The following is a 17,815-nucleotide window of genomic DNA, read 5'->3' on the forward strand; positions in this document are numbered from 1 at the left end:
AAAGAGAATCCAGGGGATATTGGTATGAAGAAGATTCTCATTTCGCTGGCAGCGGTTTCCGCACTGCTCGTCGGTGCGGCCGCCTACGCCGAGGAAGCCGGTAAGGCAGGTGAGGCCTCGCACGCGGCCAACCCGACCCATTTCCCGATCCACGAACCCAAGGAAATGAAGTGGACCTTCGCAGGGCCATTCGGAACCTACGACAAGGCTCAGCTGCAGCGCGGGCTCAAGGTATACAAGGAAGTCTGCTCGGCCTGCCATTCGATGAAGCTGGTGGCTTTCCGCACGCTTTCGGACCTCGGTTATTCCGAGGTGCAGGTGAAGGCGCTCGCCGCCAGCTACACCGTGCAGGACGGTCCGAACGACGCCGGCGAAATGTTCGAGCGTCCCGGCCTGCCGTCCGACCACTTCCCGTCGCCTTATCCGAATGACCAGGCGGCTGCGGCCGCCAATGGCGGCGCTGTTCCGCCGGACATGTCGCTGCTCGCCAAAGCGCGCGGCCTGACGCGCGGGTTCCCGCAATTCGTCATCGACATCTTCACGCAATATGCCGAGAGCGGGCCCGACTACATCCATGCGCTGCTCAACGGCTATGACGAGCAGCCGCCGGCCGGCATGAAGATCCCAGAGGGCACGCACTACAATCCGTACTTCAATGCGGGCGTGTCGCTGAAGATGCCGAAGCCGATTTCGGCTGATCAGGTCACCTATGACGACGGTACCCAGCAGACGGTCGAGCAGTACTCGGAAGACGTCACCGCGTTCCTGATGTGGGCGGCCGAACCGAAGCTGGAAGACCGCAAGAAGACCGGCTTCCGCGTCATCGTGTTCCTGCTGCTCTTCGCGGTTCTGATGTACCTGACCAAGCGCAAGGTCTGGTCGAACGTCGCCCACTGACATCCGAGACACGCGTAAAAAAGGGGCCGGCCTGTTCATTCAGGCCGGCCTTTTTGTTTTCGGTTGGCGTCACATGCCTGTCACTGCATCGGAAGAAGCTTTGCCATCCCACTCGACAGGATGGTTCCCATGCGCAAAACCAGCTTCCTTGCCGGCCTGCTTCTTCTTGTCCTGACCACGACCGGTCAGGCTGAGGACGCGAAGCCTTTCATTACCAATGCCGACGTCGATCTGACTGCGATTCTGCCGCCGCCACCCGCCAACGATTCCACCATCACCAAAGCAGAACTTGCCGAGGTTTTGACGCTGCAGCTTACGCGTACTCCTGAAATGGAAGCACGGGCCAAGGCTGATGCCGAAGAGAATGTCTGGCGGTTTTCCGACGTCATGGGTCCGAAGTTCACCAAGGAAGCGCTGCCGAAGCTTGATGCTTTTTTTGAACGCGTGGTGGCTACCGAAGGCGCGGTCGTCGACCCCGCCAAGGATGTCTGGAAACGTCCTAGGCCGCATATGCTGAGTGATCTGGTCAGGCCCGTCGTCAAGCCGTCCACCTCGGGTTCTTGGCCGTCAGGCCACACGACCCTCGGCACCGTGATGGGGATTGTCCTGTCCGACATGGTTCCCGAGAAGCGTGCCGAGATCATGGCGCGGGCATGGGAATATGGTCACAACCGGGTCGTCGCCGGGATCCATTATCCTTCCGACATCGAGATGGGGCGGATTTCGGGCGCGGTGATTGCTTCCAACCTGCAGCACAATGCGGAATTCGAGACCGAATATGCTGCGGCGAAGGCAGAGTTGCGCGCTGACCTCGGCATGTAGTGAAAAGCCTCGAACCGGCACCGCCAACCGATGATTGCGAAAAGGGGCGTCGGAACGATGTCCCTTCAGCTTTTCTGGATAAGTCGCCTGCCTGATAGACACCCATACATGCGCGTGTTTACGTGCGGTTGGGGGGCGTCGTTAGGGAGGAAAGCCGTGGCTGGTCCATCTCACTCGACTGCCGCTGATTCCGGCATGCGCGAGCGCGTCGTTCGAAAAGTTGCCTGGCGGTTGATGCCGTTTCTCGGCCTGCTTTATTTCATCAACTATCTTGATCGTACCAATATCGGTTTTGCCGCGCCGCACGGCATGAACGATGCGCTGGGCTTCGACAAGGCTGCCTTCGGGCTTGCCTCAGGCATCTTCTTCATCGGTTATCTGCTGCTTGAAGTGCCCAGCAATCTTATCCTGCACAAGGTGGGGGCGCGGCGCTGGATCGCGCGCATCATGGTGAGCTGGGGCATCGTCGCCTCGCTGATGGCCTTCGTGCCAAATGCGCTGTCGATGTATGGCCTGCGCTTCCTGCTCGGCATTGCCGAGGCCGGCTTCTTCCCCGGCATCATCCTTTATCTGACGTTCTGGTTCCCCAAGCGCGAGCGTGCGCGTGCAGTGGCACTGTTCATGATCGCGATACCGGTGTCGTCGGTGATCGGCTCGCCTTTGTCCGCATGGCTGATCTCGGCTGGTCATGGATTGGTGTTCGGGCTGGACGGCTGGCGCTTCATGTTCCTGGTCGAAGGCCTGCCGGCGATCCTGATCGGCGTGCTGTGCTGGTTCTATCTCACCGACAAGCCGCAGGACGCTGCCTGGCTGACGGCGGAAGAGCGCAACTGGCTGCAGAACGAGATGGATAGCGAACATGCCCAGACAAGCCAGCGCTATCACTACCCGCTCAGAAAGGCGCTGACACAGCCTCGCATCCTGGCACTGGCCTTCGTCTATTTCGGCGTCGTCTACGGGCTCTACGCGGTTGGTTTCTTCCTGCCGACGATCATCGCCGGCTTCAAGCAGGCCTTCAACACGGAGTATTCGATCATCGAGCAGGGTTTCATCGTCGCTATCCCCTACGCTTTCGGCGCGATTGCCATGTATCTGTGGGCCAGGCACGGCGACCGGACAAGGGAGCGGGTGTGGCACGTGGCCATTCCAGCCATTGTCGGCGGTCTCGCCATTCCGGTCGCGCTTTACATGCAATCGCCTTTCACCACGATGATCGCGGTGACGATCTGCGCCATGGGCATCTGTTCGGCGCTGCCGACTTTCTGGGCATTGCCGACACGGTTCCTGACGGGGGCTGCGGCAGCCGGCGGCATAGCGCTCATCAACTCGCTGGGTAACCTTGCCGGGTTCGTCGGACCCTATGTGACCGGCTGGCTCACCGACCTGACTGGCAATCCGAAGGCAGGGCTCTGGGTGGTCGGGGCCTTCATGATCGCCGCCGGGATCGTCGCCGTCCTGCTCAAGGCAGCGCCGGAGCCAGACGACGGGCGGGTTGCGGAGTCCGATACATTGCCGGCGTAGCGGCCTGCACTCATACACGCCGGAAGTCGCAGATAGGATGGCTTCCGGCTTTTCTTTGCCTGCCGCAGCCGTTAGAGCGTTTCCGTTTTCACGGAACCGCGGAAATGCTCTTTTTGTTTCTACGCAGTTTCCGACGCAAAACCGCTACACACTTTTGCTGGAATTGCTCTATCGATGGGCGGAACAGGGAATGGATTCTTGATGTCATCGATCGAAGAGACACTGCTTTCCGCCATCCGCACCATCCCGGATTATCCGAAACCGGGTGTCCTGTTTCGCGACATCACCACGCTGCTTGGCAATGCGCGCGCCTTTCGCCGGGCCATCGATGAACTGGTGCATCCCTATGCCGGGCAGAAAATAGAAAAGATCGCCGGGATCGAAGCGCGTGGCTTCATCCTGGGCGGTGCCATCGCGCATCAGCTGTCGGCCGGCTTCGTGCCGATCCGCAAGAAGGGCAAGCTGCCGCATGAGACCGTGCGCGTCGCTTACAGCCTGGAATACGGGCTCGACGAGATGGAAATGCACAAGGACGGTGTAGTCCCGGGTGAGAAGGTGATCCTGGTCGACGATCTGATCGCCACAGGCGGCACGGCAGAAGCGGCGGTAAAGCTGCTGCGCCAGATCGGCGCCGATATCGTGGCGGCCTGCTTTGTCATCGACTTGCCGGATCTTGGCGGGCGCAGGAAGCTCGAAGCACTCGACGTGCCGGTGCGCACGCTGATCGCCTTTGACGGGCATTGAGAAGGTCGAGTCTCCAGGCAGGCGCAGTCTCGCTCTGGAAGGCGGACCTCACATCCCTTTGATCGCCCTGAACAAGGTGAAGGCAGCGACGGCCATCAGGAGCAGACCGGCGCCCCGGCCGATCCAAACGGTTGCCGCGTGATTTTCGGTCAATGCATCGCGGCCGCGCAAAGCGGCGAGTGCCAGCCCGCCATAGACGACCATCTGCACGGTGATGGTCATGGTGCCCATGATCAGCGCCTGCAGCCAGATTGGGCCGTAAATCGGTTTCATGAACTGCGGGTAGACGGCGAGCACGAACAGCCAGGCCTTGGGATTGAGCACGCAGGTAAGCACGCCTTGCGCCAGGATCGTGCCAAGAGGGCGGGCTGCTGCTGCCTCGACCCTGTCGACGGCAATGGCGCTGCGGGATAGCGTGAAGCCGATCCACATCATGTAGAGCGAGCCGGCCACCATCATGGCTGGCGCCACCACCGGCAGCAAAGTCGACAGGCCGGTCACGAAGATCGTGCCGAAGATGGTGTGACAGATGCCGCCAAGCATGATGCCGGCGGTTGCTGCAACACCTGCCTGCCGCCCCCCGGTGAGCGCATTGGCCAACACGAACAGCATGTCCATGCCGGGCACGACAATGATGCCGACCAGCAGAACGAAGTAGAGCCACAACGCGCTGGCATCCATCGGCCGTATCCCCCAAACCGGATCCGCCGCCACGGCGAACCTCGCTCCCTGTCGAGGGCCGATCCAATAGCGCAGGCATGCTGACACCCTGCTGTCAGGATGCGATGGCGATGCTCGGGTTTTGAAAAGCTTATTCAGCCTTCACCAGCACGGAACTTTCGAACTCGATCACCTTGTCGCCGGTGGAATCGAAGGCCTCGCACAGAATGGTCAGCAACCGCCAGCCCGGCCGCGATGCCAGTGCGCGGTGAGCCAGGCCGGTGCGTGTGAAGGTGACTGTCTCGCCCGCGAATACCGGTTTCAGCCATTTGAGGTTGCGGAACCCCGGCGAGGGGCCGTATTCCGGCTCCGGACCAGGGCCATCCCAGGCGATATCGGGCCGCTTCGGCGTCTTCAGATTGTATTTCATCCAGGTCGAGGCTGTGTGCCAGCCTGAAGCGCACAAACCGCCGAGCAGGCTCTTCCTGGCCGCCTCTTCGTCGACATGGAAGACCTGCGGGTCGAACTTGCGGGCGAAGGCCTTGATCGCCTCCGGCTCGAAGGTGTGAGAGCCGAGCGTGACGGTGACGCCGATGCCGAAATACTCGTCGAGCGTCATGCCTCGCCTCCGGCCCGGGTCAGGAACATGCCGGTGTTCTCCAGTTCGAAAACCGCCTCATTGCGCTGGTTGAACAACTCGGCGCGCATGGTGACGAAACCGAGCCTCGGCTTCGACTTGGACAGGCGCTTGGCAAGCACCGTGGTGCGGCCGGTCAGCGTGTCGCCGGCAAGCACCGGCTTCTTCCATTTGACCTGGTCGACGCCGGGCGCCCCCTGCGAGGTGGATTCCAGCAGGAAGGCGTCGCACAGCATGCGCATGAACATGCAGCAGGTGTGCCAGCCGGAAGCAGAGAGACCGCCGAGAAGGCTGGCCTTGCCGGCTTCCTCGTCGAGATGCATGGGCTGGAAGTCGAATTCGGAAGCGAATTCGATGATCTCCGCTGCCTTCACTTTCTTGGTGCCGAGGTCGAGGATGGCGCCTTCCTCGAAATCCTCATAGGCCCATTTCTTGCCGGTCATCACGCAACCTCGTTCAAGCTTGTACGATTATTGTGACCGTTGCCCTGTCCTCCCGCAAGATCATGCGGGTCTTGGTTCAGTGCTTTAAGCCATGTGGATGGCATGATCCCGGCAAGTCTCAGATCGTCAAAGCCAGCCGCGCCGGCGGAAGTAGAGATAGGGCAGGATCGCGGAGACGATCATGAGGCCGATCGCGAATGGATAGCCGACCGCCCATTTCAGCTCCGGCATGAGTTCGAAATTCATGCCGTAGATGGAGGCCACCAGCGTCGGCGGCAGGAAGATGACGGCCGCGACCGAGAAGATCTTGATGATGGCGTTCTGTTCGATGGAGATCATGCCAAGCGTGGCGTCGAGCAGGAAGCTGATCTTCTGCGACAGAAACGTGGCGTGGTCGGCCAGCGACAGCACATCCCGCGCCAGCGTCTTGATGCGGGCGCGGGTATCCTTGCCCATCTTGGTCTGCGTGGCAGCATGCGCGAGGAAACCCGCCACCCGTTGCAGAGAGGTCAGGCTGTCGCGCACGCTCGAGGCAAGATCCTCCTTGCGGCCGATGCTCTTCAGGAGTTCCTGGAAATCGCGGTCGCGGCGCGAGGCCTTGGTCGCCGTCGCTTCGAAGATGTCGCGTGAGATCGCCTCGATATCGCGGCCAGCTTTCTCCAGGATGTCGGCGAGGCGATCGACGATCGCTTCGAGCAGGCCGAGCAGGATGGTGTCGGCGCTGGTGCAGCCGGTGGCCACTTTCTCGGCGCGCAACGGAAATGTCTTGAAAGCCCGCGGTTCGTGATACCGCACGGTGACCAGTCGTTTCGACGCCAGCACGAAGGTGACCGGCGACATCTCCGGCTTCTCGCCTTCTGTCTGCGATGGCAGGTTGGCAGTCATGAAATATCCGCCGTCCTCGACATAGAGGCGGCTGGATATCTCGATCTCCTCCATCTCCTCGCGCGTCGGCACGGCGATGCCGAACACCGCCTCGATCGTGGCTTCTTCTTCCTTGGTGGGATTGAGCAGGTCGACCCAGACGATGGCGTCCCGGTTCTGCTCGATGTCCTCAACGGGACGCAGGCGGTCATTATCCACGACGAAGGCTTTGATCATCGCGTGGTCTCCCATGCTGGAAACGATATGAGGCCCAAAGGGCACAGGCTCATGACGGCACCGAGGGGAGAAATCCAGCCGGTGCAAGGGCGCGATAGACCCGGGGTCGAGCCGCGTCAAGCTTCAAAGATTGCCAGATTCCTGGCGCGGAGCAGGCGATGCACTTGCCGCGGAGTGATCGGTGTAGAATAAACGTCGCGTTGCTCTCCGGGACATGATCGCGGTTTCAAGTGCAGTCCGGCGCCAGAACCATTGTCGAAACCTGCAGCTTTGCTCTCGGGTCGGCTGATCTTCTCCGCGCGCGCGCTTCTGCGCGTCGTTTCGCTCTGCACATGCACGAGACATTCTCGGTGGTTGTCGTCATCGCCGGAAGCGCTTCGCTGTATTCGAAGAGATGGAGCAAGAAGGCGCAGGCAGGCGACGTATTTTTCTTCAATCCATTCGAGGTCCATGGTGGTGGCAGCCTGGATCAATCGGTCCAATATGAGGTTCTCTATCCGTCGCGCCACCTGGTCGCTGATTGCCTGTCCGGCGCAGGATGCAGGACCTCTATTCCCTTGTTTCAAACCGACGTTCTGCGCAAATGCGCAGCAACCGAGGCATTCATCGATGTACTGTCGTCGGCGACATCGGGCATCACCCAGGTCGAGACAGCGCTGGGCACCTTGTTGCGCAGTTGTTCGTTCGAATCGGTCAGCTTTCCCGAACGTAGTATGACCGCGGTCCGGGCAGCCTGCGATTTTATCGAAGAACGATACATGCACGCCGTCAGCACGGACCTGCTCGCCCGTCATGTCGGGCTTCACAAGAGCCATTTCATTCGGACATTTCATCGGGCTACGGGTATTGCGCCGCAGACCTACCTCCGGCAGTTGCGGATCGCGAGGGCGCGGGATCTGATCTGCGAAGGTGCTGAATTGTGCGAGGCAGCACAGTCAGTCGGCTTCTGTGATCAGGCGCACCTCACGCGCGAATTCAAGAAAGTCTATGGAGTTCCTCCCGGCCGCTTGTCGCGCGACCTCCGGATCTCCCGTCACTAGAGCGTTTCCGTTTTTCAAGGAAACGCGGAAACGCTCTAAGTTTCGTTTTCGCCGCTTTTTTGTAACGCCGAGTGATTCCACTCGGCTACAAAATGCTCCAGGCACGCAAATCCCGTTCAAGAATCGATTCCTCGCTTGGCCTATCGGTAGGACCTCAACTCCAGGAGGTCGATCATATGTCCCGCCAAGTCTCGGAAACTTATCTGAAAACCCATCCGGACAGCGAAGGCCACTATGGCAGATATGGCGGTATCCATTATCCCGAAGCGCTCCGGCCCGAACTGGTCGCCTTGGCTGAAACATACCGACGCGCCTTGGGCAGCGAGGATTTTCAGCGCAAGCTCGAGGACGCTCGCGCGCATTTCCAGGGCCGTCCCACGCCCGTGCACCGCCTCGCCAATCTTTCCGCCCAGATCGGCGGCGCGACGCTGTTCGTCAAACGCGAGGATCTGAACCACACCGGTGCCCACAAGCTCAATCATTGCGTCGGTTTCGCCCTGCTGGCGCGCCACATGGGCAAGACCAAGCTGATTGCAGAGACAGGTGCCGGCCAGCACGGGGTCGCACTTGCCACGGCGGCAGCCTGTTTCGGCCTGGAATGCGAGGTCCACATCGGAGAGGTCGATTTCGAGAAAGCCCACTCCAATGTGAGCCGCATGAAGGTTCTGGGGGCAACTGTTGTTGTCGCGACACGCGGGCAGTCCGCTCTCAAGGAAGCGAGCGATTCCGCCTACGATGCTTACGTGCGGCAGCATCGACAGGCACTTTATGCGATCGGCTCGGCGATCGGCCCGCATCCATTTCCAATGATTGTCCGCGATTTTCAATCGGTCGTCGGACAAGAGGCCCGGCAACAGTTCCTGGCGATGAACAATGGAGCTCTACCCAACCATGTCGTGGCATGCGTGGCTGGAGGGTCGAACGCGATGGGCATCTATGCCGGCTTTCTCGACGACAAGGGTGTGTCGTTGCACGGCGTCGAGCCATTGGGAAAATCAGCCGAGCCTGGCGAGCATGCCGCGACATTGAGCTTCGGAACACCTGGAACGCTGCATGGTGCGCGCTGCATCGTTCTTCAGGACGCGGAGGGCAACGTCGCCAAGGTTTCTTCAATCGCGTCCGGGCTTGTCTATCCGGGCGTCGGCCCCGAGATATGCATGCTCCATGATGCGGGGCGTGTGTCGTTCACCGCGGTGGACGACATGCAGGCCGTTTCGGCATTCTATCGATTATCCAGGGCTGAAGGCATCATTCCCGCGCTCGAGAGCGCGCACGCGGTCGCGTTTGCGATGCAACTGGCGGAACGGTGCCGACCGTCGGAGCGAATCCTCATCAACCTTTCAGGCCGGGGGGACAAGGACGTGGACTTCGTGACGACGAACTACGGTGGCTGATCTGCGGCGAGTGGACTTGGAGCTAGACGCGTGCAAAATCGCGACATGTCGGACGTGCACCACTTGCGATCCTCGGGCCTTGCACTTGAGAGCCACATCAGCGGCCGCAAGATTGCCCAGAGCGCGGGCGAAGCTTGGATGGGGTTGGAAGCGCAGATCTTTCGCCGCCGTTTCCGGGAGGACGAGCTTCTTGTCCCAGCGGTGGCAGAGCCTTTCCTGGTTTGGATTGTCTCCGGGGAAGCCTTGCTCGAGGAGTGCGACCCTGGTGGTGAATGGCATGGCGGAGTTGTGAAGGCCGGATCCTTTTTCCTCACCCATACCGACACTCCATACCTGATGCGATGGCAGGCGCGCGAGGAGACGCCCTTCGAGGTGATGCACCTCTATCTGGATCGGAGCCTCATCGACAGGGCGGCGGTCACACTGGGTCTGAAGGCGGTCAGATGCCGGTTTCGCAACATCTCGATCGGTTCTGACGGCCTGATTTCCGCCATCATGGCCGCCCTTGCCGATGAGCTTGGGATCCAGCCGCGCGCGAATGGACTGTTCGTACAAGGGCTGGCCCAGAGTCTCGCCATCCACCTTCTGCGTGGATATTCGGATATGACCGGGAAGCCGCTGCGCGCGCTTGCACAACTGCCTGCCTGGCGGCTCCGTGCTGCGGTCGATCATATGGAGGCGCATCTTGACGAACCGTTCGATCTCGACCGTCTCGCGGATCTCTGCGGGATGAGCCGGTTTCACTTCAGCCGGGCTTTCCACAACACGACCGGGTTCAGCCCGTCGCGGTGGTTTATTCGACGCAGGATCGCGCTCGCAAAGCAGATGCTGCGCGAGCGCGATGCCCCGATTATCGAAATCAGCATGGCTGTCGGCTATGAGAGCCCCGGGCATTTCGCTCAGGTTTTCCGTCGCGAGACGGGCATGTCTCCACGCGCCTACCGCCTTGCCTGAAAATTCTGCGCAAAATCACGATGGTTTTGACAAACCCGCGAACGCCGCAAACCGTCGCCTTGTCTAGGTGTCTCTGCATTCAACCGATGTCCCCTAGTCGGGACCAACGAATGGAGCAGACCCATGAATATTGTTGGCAAAGTCGCGCTTGTCACCGGCGCATCGAGCGGGATAGGCGCAGCCACGGCAAAAAGACTGGCGGCGGAAGGAGTGATCGTGGGGCTGGCGGCTCGCCGCAAGGATAGGATCGAAGCGCTTGCCGCGGAGATCGAGGCGGCTGGCGGCAGGGCGCTCGCCTTGCAGGCGGATGTCACCGATCTCGGTTCCTGCGAAACGGCAGCGCGAGCTCTGATCAATCAGTTCGGTCGTCTCGATGTGCTCGTCAACAACGCCGGCTTGATGCCGCTCTCCGACGTGGACAGCCTGAAGACGGACGAATGGAAACGCATGGTGGATGTGAACGTCTCAGGCGTTCTCAATGCCACTGCATCCGTGTTGCCGCAGATGATTGCTCAGCACTCGGGCCACATCTTCAATATGTCCTCGATTGCCGGGCGCAAGGTGTTCACCGGCCTCACGGTTTACTGCGCCACCAAAGCCGCCGTTGCGGCGTTTTCGGACGGGCTTCGAATGGAGGTCGGCCCCAAGCACAACATCCGCGTCACCTGCATCCAGCCAGGGGCGGTAAAATCCGAACTCTACGATCACATCACCGATGCAAATTATCGCAGGCAGATGGACGACCTGGCTTCGAAGATGACCTTCCTTGAAGGGGAGGACATCGCGGATACCATTCTTTTTGCACTGAAGTCGCCCGCACGCATGGATGTGGCGGAGCTGTTCGTCCTGCCGACCGAACAGGGTTGGTAAGCTGAAGGATCGCTGCGCGAAAATGTGACGATCCTTCCCAAGACCGGGATCGCAAAGGCGACTGCCGGCGATGGGGTCAGAAAAACTCGTCGAGCAACTGGTAGTAGGAAAGCTTCGCCGGATCGGCGTCTGGTTTTCCATACAAGGCGAGGAAAGGCGCGATCCATTCCTCGCCGAAATCGTCGCGGATGCTCCTGCAGACAAGCGCGAGATCCTGGCAACGGTCGGCGACGCCAAGCCGGCCGCAGTCGATGAAACCGGAGAAGCGGCCGCCATCGACCATCAAGTTCGGCAGGCAGGCATCGCCATGGGTGACGACGAGGTCCTCGCTCGTCGGACGGAGGGCGACCAGATCGGCAAAGACCTGCTGCGCTGTCTGCCCGAGGCGCTCACCGTCGAAATCCTCTTCGTCGATCAGCCCGGCCTCCAGACGCGCCCTGGCATCGGCGATACGCCGTTCGAGCCTGTGGTCGAACGGGCAGGAGTGCACATCCAGCGCATGCAGGGTTCGCAGCGCGCCGGCTATCATCGCGATGGTGGTTTCGGCGGGCAGGGGGCCAGCAGACTCCAGGTCTTTGCCCGGCAGGGCGCTCATCAGCAGCCAGTTACGGCCGCCATGCACCGCGAAGGCCAGGACCTCGGGGCAAGATATCCCCTGAGCTGCAAGCCAGCGCAGGCGTTCGGCCTCTGCCGGAACTTCGGCGAAGCCGTTGGCATCGTCGATCTTCAGGAACAGGCTGGACTTGCCCGGTGCATCCAGTTTGAAGACACCGGCATCCGACAGGCCGGTCATCTGCTGCCGTGCGCCATACCCGATGACGAGTTCCGGGAATGGCAGCGGCAAGGGGATGGTATTCATGTTCTCGAGCTCTTGACCCGCAGCGTGTGTCACGAGCCGCTCGGCGCCGCGGCGAAGGACAGCGTCGTGGCGACGTTTCTTTCATGGACGGCTTCATAGGGCTCGAAATAGTGAACCCAGCCCGCTTCCAGTTCCGGCGCGATGAATTCGCGCAGGCCCTGCGAACGTAGGCGGGGGTCCTCGACGCAGCGCAAAAGGCCTTTGATGTAGGCAGCCGTGGCATCGATCAACGTGTTCCGATAGCCGCCACCGGCGATCATTTCGGGAGCGCCGTGATTGGGCAGTATCGCTGCGGGATGTAGCGAACGAAGCCGCTCCAGATCGACAAGATGTTGCGCGAAATGCTGAGGTTCGCCGACATAGGTGACGGTGTCTTCAAGCGTGTCGCCAGCGAACAACAACCGCGTCTCCGGCAGCCACAGCACCGTCGCGTCATCGCTGTGGATGTTGAGCTCGATCAGCCTGACTTGGTGCCTGCCGATCACGAGTGTCATTTCGCCTTCGAACAGGATGGTCGGGAGCACCAGCGGTGAAATCGCCGGCGGGCCTTCGAGCGTCCCGGCCTCGATGTCGGCCTTCTGTCGCTCAAGATGAGCTGCGGTGCGCCAATTGGCGATGATGGCGCAGTCGGCAAAAACGCCGGTGCCGGCAACATGATCGAGATGCCAGTGGCTGAGCACGACCGTGAACCTTTTCACCCCCTTGGCTTGAAGGGTGGACCGGATCAATGCCGCATGGTCAAGCGAGACATGCGTATCGTAGACCAGAGCTTCGTCACCGCTGACCAGTGCATAGCTGGCGATGCCGAGCGAGAGCGCTCCGTCGTCCACCCAGTTCGGGTGGTCGGCAAATCGCTGGTTTTCGATGCGGCCGTCGTAAAAGGCGTACACGTCGGGGGCCGGTTGCAGGATGCGCAGATGTCGGGTTGCTGCCGAAACCATAGCTCACCTATTGCCTTTGCCCTCGGAGCGTTTCCGTTTTTTACGGAAACGCGGAAACGCTCTAAGTTTTTGTTTTCGCCGCATTTTGTAACGCCTAGTGATTCCACATGGCTACAAAATGCTCTGGGGCTCTTGCGATGCGAACGGTCAGGTGTTGAACTTAAACAGCATGACGTCGCCGTCCTGCACGACATACTCCTTGCCTTCGTCGCGCGCCTTGCCGGCTTCCTTGGCCGCCACTTCACCGCCCAGCGACACGAAATCGTCATAGGCGATGGTCTGGGCGCGGATGAAACCGCGTTCGAAATCGGTGTGGATGACGCCGGCAGCACCCGGTGCCTTGGTGCCACGCTCGATCGTCCAGGCGCGCGTCTCCTTGGGGCCTGCGGTGAAATAGGTGATCAGGTGCAAAAGCTCGTAGCCGGCGCGGATCAGTCGGTCGAGGCCTGGTTCATGCAGGCCCATCGCCTCCAGGAATTCCTTCTGCTCGCCGTCCGGGAGCTGGGCAACCTCGGCTTCGATGGCTGCCGAGATGATGACGGTGGAGGCGCCTTGCGCCGCTGCCATCGCTTCGACCGCCTTGGTGTGCTCGTTGCCGGTTGCGGCCTCGGCCTCGGCGACGTTGCAGACGTAGAGAACGGGATGGGCGGTGAGCAGGTTGAGATCCTGCAGGATCTTCAGGTCCTCGGCTGCGATGTCCTTCAGCAGGACGCGGCAGGGCTTGCCGTCCTGCAGCAGCGCCAGCGCCTGTTCCATCACCGGCAGGACGGTCATGGATTCCTTGTCCTTGGCCTGGGCACGCTTGCGCACGTTGACGATGCGCCGTTCGAGGCTCTCGAGATCGGAGAGCATCAGTTCGGTCTCGACCGTGTCGGCATCCGCCACCGGGTTGATGCGGCCCTCGACGTGCGTGATGTCGTCATCCTCGAAGCAGCGCAGCACGTGCACGATGGCATCGACCTCGCGGATGTTGGCGAGGAACTGGTTGCCGAGTCCTTCACCCTTCGAAGCGCCGCGCACCAGGCCGGCGATGTCGACGAAGGAGATGCGGGTCGGGATGATCTCCTTCGACTTGGCGATTTCGGCGATCTTCTTCAGGCGCGGATCCGGCACCGCCACCTCGCCGGTGTTCGGCTCGATGGTGCAGAAAGGATAGTTGGCCGCCTGGGCCGCCGCGGTGCGCGTCAGCGCGTTGAACAGCGTGGACTTGCCGACGTTGGGCAGCCCAACGATGCCGCATTTGAAACCCATGATGATGTGGTCCTATCGGGAGTTCGAATTTTGTTCAGGGCTATGGGCGAAAGGGCCTTGGATCGTCAAGTCTTTCGGCGTCGCAAGCGACATTGCTGCCGCCGTCAGTCGGGATTCTTGTCGTAGGCCTTGGTTCCCTCGGGCAGGACCACCCATGAATGGCGCCGGCAGTCGTAGACAGAGTCTTCCGGAGGCGGGAAGTCCGGATCGGCGAAACAACCGACCGCAACGGCCACGTACATCGCCTCGGCGCCTTCCTCGGTGTGGAACAGGCTGGTGCCGCAGACAGGGCAGAACCTGAAGAGATAGCGCGAGCCCCTGTCGCCGATGCGCAGGTATTCGGTGGCAGTGCCGGTTGCCTTGTAGGGCGGAGCAAAGGCGGCAAGCGCCGCGAAGACGCTGCCGGTGCGGCGCTGGCAGGCGAAGCAATGGCAGATACCGGCGCCGAGCGGCGGATTGTTGACCTCGATGCTCAGCTGCTCGCAGGAACAGGATGCGGTTCGGGTTTGCATGGCAGGCGCCTCGCCGGTTGCGTCGGAGCGAACATTGCGTTCCCTTCATCGCATGAAGCGCGGCTAACGCGTAGATGCAAAGTTTTGGAGCGACCTTGCCCTTCCGAAAGGGATGCGCAGCGCTCCAATGTCTCGGCCGGTGTTCAATCCTTGTTGCCGAGCAGCTTCTTCAGCATTGCAGCCATCGGCCCGTTCTCAGGGACCTTCACGGCAGGCTGTTGTGACCTTGCCTGGCGGATGTGGCTCTGTGCCTTGGGTGCGGCCGCCTGTTTAGGCGCCTTGGCCGGAGGTGTGTCGTCCGGGCCCGTCGGCTGCAACTTGTCGCGCAGGGCCAGCGTCACTCGGTTCATGAAGGAATTGTCGTCGCCCCGGGCGATCAGGTCGGCGCTGTCGGCCATGCTGTCGAGCAGCACGTCCAGCCACTCCTGGTCGGCCTTCGAGAAGTCGCCGAGCACGTGACCGTGCACCATTTCCTTGGCGCCGGGATGGCCGACGCCGATGCGTACGCGGCGATAGTTGTTGCCGATATGCTGGTCGAGCGAGCGGATGCCGTTATGGCCGGCGGAGCCGCCGCCGATCTTGACCCGTATCTTGCCGGCGGGAAGTTCGATCTCGTCGTAGAATACGGTCACAGCCGTGGCGTCGAGCTTGTAGAAGCGCAGCGCTTCGCCGACCGCCTGGCCGGACAGATTCATGAAGGTCTGCGGCTTGATGAGCAGGATCTTTTCACCGCCGATCCTGCCTTCGGCGATCTCGGCCTGGAATTTCTTCGACCAGGGCGAAAAGGAATGGCGGCGGGCGATAGCGTCCGCCGCCATGAAACCGACATTGTGCCGGTTGTTGGCATATTTCGCGCCGGGATTGCCGAGACCAGCAAACAGAAGCATGGTGACGGCCCTCCCGGGCTGCGAAAATTACTTCTCTTCGCCGGCTTCCGCAGCGGCCGGGGCAGCTTCCGCTTCCTCGGTCTCCGGCTTCATCGCGGCCGAGCCGGCGATGGTAGCAATGGTGAAGTCGCGGTCTGAAATGACCGGCTTGACGCCAGCCGGCAGCTTGACCGCCGAAATGTGGATCGAGTCGCCGATGTCGGCACCAGTCAGGTCGACCTCGATGAATTCCGGGATCGCGTTGGCCGGGCAGTGGAATTCCACCTCGTGGCGAACGATGTTGAGCACGCCGCCGCGCTTGATGCCAGGCGACTTCTCTTCATTGATGAAGTGAACCGGAACCTCGACGTTGACTTCGGTGTTCTTGCCGACTCGCAGGAAGTCGACATGCATCGGGAAGTCCTTGACCGGATCAAGCTGATAGTCCTTCGGCAGGACCTGAATCTTCTTGCCGTCGACGTCGATCGTGGCGACCGTGGTCAGGAAACCACCGCCATGGATCTTGTAGAAGATGTCCTTGTAGGACAGGGCGATAGCCAGAGGGGGCTGCTTGTCGCCATAGATAACAGCAGGCACTTTGCCTTCGCGGCGAACTGCACGGGCGGACCCCTTACCGACCTGTTCGCGCGACTCGGCCTTGAGCTCGTAAGTATCGTGGCTCATGGTATTTCCTTTCGCGTTGCTGGAGCATTCCCGGTCTCCGGCAAGCCGGGTTCCGAAAATGTCGAAAGCCGCGAAATCCGCGGCCCTCGTCCGCGTTGCCTCCAAGGGTGTCTACGCGGGTGGCGGCTCTATAGCGGAAGGCGGCCAAACGCGCAAGCTTGGCCGCCTTCCTGCTTTTTCTGCTGGCTTATGCCGCCTTGGCTGCCTTCTTGGCTTCCTTCATGTTGGGCAGGAAGATCGTGAGCAGGCCGAGCAGGGGCAGGTACGAGCAGATCTGGTAGACGAAGTCGATGCCCTTGGCATCCGCCACCACGCCGAGGATGGCAGCGGCGATGCCACCCATGCCGAAGGCGAAGCCGAAGAAGATGCCGGCGATCATGCCGACACGGCCCGGGACCAGCTCCTGCGCGAACACGACAATGTTGGAGAAGGCCGACGACAGGATCAGGCCGATCAGGATGGTGAGGATCACCGTCCACTCCAGGTTGGCGTAGGGCAGGATCAGCGTGAACGGCAGCACGCCGACGATCGAAAACCAGATCATCGCCTTCTGGCCGTAACGGTCACCGAACGGTCCACCGAGCAGGATGCCGAGCGCGGACGAGCCGAGGAAGGCGAACAGCAGCACCTGCGACATCTGCACGGAAACGCCGAACTTCTCTATGGTGTAGAAGGTGTAGTAGCTGGACAGGCTGGCGATGTAGGCGTTCTTGGAGAGCACCAGCACCGTCAGGATCACCAGCGACCACGTCACCCGGCCACGCGAGAAGGGAGAGACGTGAACAGCCGCTGGCCGGTTGCCGGTTGCCTTGCGGTAGCGGATATACCAGTTGCCGACCTGCCAGAGCACGATGATGCCGATCAGCGAGCCGATGGCAAACCAGGAGATGCTGGTCTGGCCGAACGGCACGACGATGAAGGCCGCGGCAAGCGGGCCCATTGCCTGGCCGAAATTGCCACCCACCTGGAACAGCGACTGGGCGAGGCCATGCTTGCCACCGGACGCCAGCCTGGCGATGCGCGAGGATTCCGGGTGGAAGATCGACGAGCCAATGCCGATCAGCGAGGCGCCGAGCAGAAGCAGCCAGTAGTGGCCGGCATAGGCGAGGATGATCAGGCCGACCAGCGAGGAAGCCATGCCCCAGGGCAGGGAGAACGGCATCGGCCGCTTGTCGGTGATGATGCCGACCACCGGCTGCAACAGCGAGGCGGTGACCTGGAAGGTGAAGGTCAAAAGGCCGATCTGCCAGAAATCGAGGCTGTAATTGTCCTTGAGGAGCGGATAAATGGCCGAAAGCAGCGACTGCATAATGTCGTTGATGAAATGGCCGAAGCTTACCGCCAGGATGACGGTGAAAGCTGTGGTAGTCGCCGCGCTTGTCGCGCGACCGGCTGTCGCTGCGGTATCGGTCAAGATCATGCTCCTTGCTACGGTGCGCTGATATTCGAGCGAGGCTGGCCTGCGAATGGCAGCTTCCGTGCTCTCGTGTTCGAATGCACGCGTCGCCTTGCGACTCCGAAAGCTGACCATTTCAGGCGCGTCCTGGCTTGAATCGAGCCGCACCCTTGTCGCGGACGGCAGTTTGCCGCCGCGCCGGCGCTTATAATCCTGTTGTGGC

General features: G+C 61.2%; 19 protein-coding genes. 8 read left to right on the forward strand and 11 right to left on the reverse strand.

What is annotated here, in order from left to right:
• Window positions 1-24: 24 nt before the first annotated feature.
• The 4 genes from C1M53_RS19930 (at window position 25) to C1M53_RS19945 (ending at window position 3,984) form a co-directional block, all read left to right on the forward strand.
• Window positions 25-897, forward strand: coding sequence for a cytochrome c1 (locus C1M53_RS19930; protein WP_129413813.1), 873 nt, complete (start codon window positions 25-27; stop codon window positions 895-897).
• 129 nt (window positions 898-1,026) lie between these two features.
• Window positions 1,027-1,719 (forward strand): phosphatase PAP2 family protein, encoded by a 693-nt coding sequence (locus tag C1M53_RS19935; protein ID WP_129413814.1) that lies wholly within the window; start codon window positions 1,027-1,029, stop codon window positions 1,717-1,719.
• Window positions 1,720-1,875: 156 nt separating this feature from the next.
• Entirely contained in the window at window positions 1,876-3,240 is a 1,365-nt protein-coding gene (locus C1M53_RS19940) for an MFS transporter (protein ID WP_245488216.1), read from the forward strand.
• Between the two features lie 198 nt (window positions 3,241-3,438).
• The gene (locus C1M53_RS19945) at window positions 3,439-3,984 is read left to right on the forward strand and encodes an adenine phosphoribosyltransferase (RefSeq protein WP_129413815.1); all 546 of its coding nucleotides are present in this window, start codon (window positions 3,439-3,441) and stop codon (window positions 3,982-3,984) included.
• Between the two features lie 48 nt (window positions 3,985-4,032).
• Here the strand turns inward: C1M53_RS19945 and C1M53_RS19950 are convergent, their stop codons facing one another.
• The 4 genes from C1M53_RS19950 to corA all read right to left on the reverse strand — a co-directional run bounded on the left by C1M53_RS19950 (window position 4,033) and on the right by corA (window position 6,825).
• Window positions 4,033-4,665 carry a LysE family translocator gene (locus C1M53_RS19950; protein WP_129413816.1) on the reverse strand — a complete coding sequence of 211 codons (633 nt, stop codon included), beginning with the start codon at window positions 4,663-4,665 and terminating at the stop codon, window positions 4,033-4,035.
• 130 nt (window positions 4,666-4,795) lie between these two features.
• Window positions 4,796-5,263, reverse strand: a complete 468-nt coding sequence (locus C1M53_RS19955) for a MaoC family dehydratase (protein WP_129413817.1) — start codon at window positions 5,261-5,263, stop codon at window positions 4,796-4,798.
• Window positions 5,260-5,724 carry a MaoC family dehydratase gene (locus tag C1M53_RS19960; RefSeq protein ID WP_129413818.1) on the reverse strand — a complete coding sequence of 155 codons (465 nt, stop codon included), beginning with the start codon at window positions 5,722-5,724 and terminating at the stop codon, window positions 5,260-5,262. Before C1M53_RS19960 ends, C1M53_RS19955 begins: the two co-directional genes overlap by 4 nt.
• Before the next feature lie 126 nt (window positions 5,725-5,850).
• Window positions 5,851-6,825 (reverse strand): magnesium/cobalt transporter CorA, encoded by a 975-nt coding sequence (corA, locus tag C1M53_RS19965; RefSeq protein ID WP_129413819.1) that lies wholly within the window; start codon window positions 6,823-6,825, stop codon window positions 5,851-5,853.
• A gap of 230 nt (window positions 6,826-7,055) precedes the next feature.
• Here corA and C1M53_RS19970 point away from each other — a divergent pair, with 230 nt between their 5' ends.
• The 4 genes from C1M53_RS19970 (at window position 7,056) to C1M53_RS19985 (ending at window position 11,083) form a co-directional block, all read left to right on the forward strand.
• A complete protein-coding gene (locus C1M53_RS19970) occupies window positions 7,056-7,865 on the forward strand; it encodes an AraC family transcriptional regulator (RefSeq protein WP_207213024.1) in 810 nt (269 codons plus the stop codon).
• 176 nt (window positions 7,866-8,041) lie between these two features.
• Window positions 8,042-9,259, forward strand: a complete 1,218-nt coding sequence (trpB, locus tag C1M53_RS19975) for a tryptophan synthase subunit beta (RefSeq protein WP_129413821.1) — start codon at window positions 8,042-8,044, stop codon at window positions 9,257-9,259.
• A 30-nt stretch (window positions 9,260-9,289) separates the two neighbouring features.
• The gene (locus C1M53_RS19980; RefSeq protein ID WP_245488218.1) at window positions 9,290-10,213 is read left to right on the forward strand and encodes an AraC family transcriptional regulator; all 924 of its coding nucleotides are present in this window, start codon (window positions 9,290-9,292) and stop codon (window positions 10,211-10,213) included.
• 123 nt (window positions 10,214-10,336) lie between these two features.
• Window positions 10,337-11,083: an SDR family oxidoreductase gene (locus C1M53_RS19985; protein ID WP_129413822.1), complete on the forward strand. Its 747-nt coding sequence runs from the start codon at window positions 10,337-10,339 to the stop codon at window positions 11,081-11,083.
• Between the two features lie 76 nt (window positions 11,084-11,159).
• Here C1M53_RS19985 and C1M53_RS19990 read toward each other — a convergent pair whose 3' ends face one another.
• From C1M53_RS19990 to C1M53_RS20020, 7 genes are all read right to left on the reverse strand, one after another.
• On the reverse strand, window positions 11,160-11,942 hold the full coding sequence (locus tag C1M53_RS19990; protein WP_129413823.1) for an APH(3')-II family aminoglycoside O-phosphotransferase: 783 nt from the start codon (window positions 11,940-11,942) through the stop codon (window positions 11,160-11,162).
• A gap of 29 nt (window positions 11,943-11,971) precedes the next feature.
• Window positions 11,972-12,883, reverse strand: a complete 912-nt coding sequence (locus C1M53_RS19995) for an MBL fold metallo-hydrolase (RefSeq protein WP_129413824.1) — start codon at window positions 12,881-12,883, stop codon at window positions 11,972-11,974.
• A 147-nt stretch (window positions 12,884-13,030) separates the two neighbouring features.
• On the reverse strand, window positions 13,031-14,134 hold the full coding sequence (gene ychF / locus C1M53_RS20000) for a redox-regulated ATPase YchF (protein ID WP_129413825.1): 1,104 nt from the start codon (window positions 14,132-14,134) through the stop codon (window positions 13,031-13,033).
• A 104-nt stretch (window positions 14,135-14,238) separates the two neighbouring features.
• Window positions 14,239-14,646: a GFA family protein gene (locus C1M53_RS20005; RefSeq protein WP_129413826.1), complete on the reverse strand. Its 408-nt coding sequence runs from the start codon at window positions 14,644-14,646 to the stop codon at window positions 14,239-14,241.
• A 143-nt stretch (window positions 14,647-14,789) separates the two neighbouring features.
• Window positions 14,790-15,533 (reverse strand): aminoacyl-tRNA hydrolase, encoded by a 744-nt coding sequence (gene pth / locus C1M53_RS20010; protein ID WP_129413827.1) that lies wholly within the window; start codon window positions 15,531-15,533, stop codon window positions 14,790-14,792.
• A gap of 27 nt (window positions 15,534-15,560) precedes the next feature.
• Window positions 15,561-16,196 (reverse strand): 50S ribosomal protein L25/general stress protein Ctc, encoded by a 636-nt coding sequence (locus C1M53_RS20015; protein WP_129413828.1) that lies wholly within the window; start codon window positions 16,194-16,196, stop codon window positions 15,561-15,563.
• 187 nt (window positions 16,197-16,383) lie between these two features.
• Complete coding sequence (locus tag C1M53_RS20020) at window positions 16,384-17,616, reverse strand: MFS transporter (protein WP_129413829.1); 1,233 nt, start codon at window positions 17,614-17,616, stop codon at window positions 16,384-16,386.
• Between the last annotated feature and the right edge of the window lie 199 nt (window positions 17,617-17,815).

The sequence above is a fragment of the Mesorhizobium sp. Pch-S genome, from assembly GCF_004136315.1.
Taxonomy (GTDB): Bacteria; Pseudomonadota; Alphaproteobacteria; order Rhizobiales; family Rhizobiaceae; genus Mesorhizobium.

Excerpts from the sequence above, each read along its gene's own strand:
- C1M53_RS19930 (WP_129413813.1), top strand. The coding sequence starts at position 25 with ATGAAGAAGATTCTCATTTCGCTGGCAGCGGTTTCCGCACTGCTCGTC.
- C1M53_RS19935 (WP_129413814.1), top strand. The coding sequence starts at position 1,027 with ATGCGCAAAACCAGCTTCCTTGCCGGCCTGCTTCTTCTTGTCCTGACC.
- C1M53_RS19950 (WP_129413816.1), bottom strand. The coding sequence starts at position 4,665 with ATGGATGCCAGCGCGTTGTGGCTCTACTTCGTTCTGCTGGTCGGCATC.
- C1M53_RS19955 (WP_129413817.1), bottom strand. The coding sequence starts at position 5,263 with ATGACGCTCGACGAGTATTTCGGCATCGGCGTCACCGTCACGCTCGGC.
- C1M53_RS19960 (WP_129413818.1), bottom strand. The coding sequence starts at position 5,724 with ATGACCGGCAAGAAATGGGCCTATGAGGATTTCGAGGAAGGCGCCATC.
- corA (WP_129413819.1), bottom strand. The coding sequence starts at position 6,825 with ATGATCAAAGCCTTCGTCGTGGATAATGACCGCCTGCGTCCCGTTGAG.
- trpB (WP_129413821.1), top strand. The coding sequence starts at position 8,042 with ATGTCCCGCCAAGTCTCGGAAACTTATCTGAAAACCCATCCGGACAGC.
- C1M53_RS19985 (WP_129413822.1), top strand. The coding sequence starts at position 10,337 with ATGAATATTGTTGGCAAAGTCGCGCTTGTCACCGGCGCATCGAGCGGG.
- C1M53_RS19990 (WP_129413823.1), bottom strand. The coding sequence starts at position 11,942 with ATGAATACCATCCCCTTGCCGCTGCCATTCCCGGAACTCGTCATCGGG.
- C1M53_RS19995 (WP_129413824.1), bottom strand. The coding sequence starts at position 12,883 with ATGGTTTCGGCAGCAACCCGACATCTGCGCATCCTGCAACCGGCCCCC.
- ychF (WP_129413825.1), bottom strand. The coding sequence starts at position 14,134 with ATGGGTTTCAAATGCGGCATCGTTGGGCTGCCCAACGTCGGCAAGTCC.
- C1M53_RS20005 (WP_129413826.1), bottom strand. The coding sequence starts at position 14,646 with ATGCAAACCCGAACCGCATCCTGTTCCTGCGAGCAGCTGAGCATCGAG.
- pth (WP_129413827.1), bottom strand. The coding sequence starts at position 15,533 with ATGCTTCTGTTTGCTGGTCTCGGCAATCCCGGCGCGAAATATGCCAAC.
- C1M53_RS20015 (WP_129413828.1), bottom strand. The coding sequence starts at position 16,196 with ATGAGCCACGATACTTACGAGCTCAAGGCCGAGTCGCGCGAACAGGTC.
- C1M53_RS20020 (WP_129413829.1), bottom strand. The coding sequence starts at position 17,616 with ATGATCTTGACCGATACCGCAGCGACAGCCGGTCGCGCGACAAGCGCG.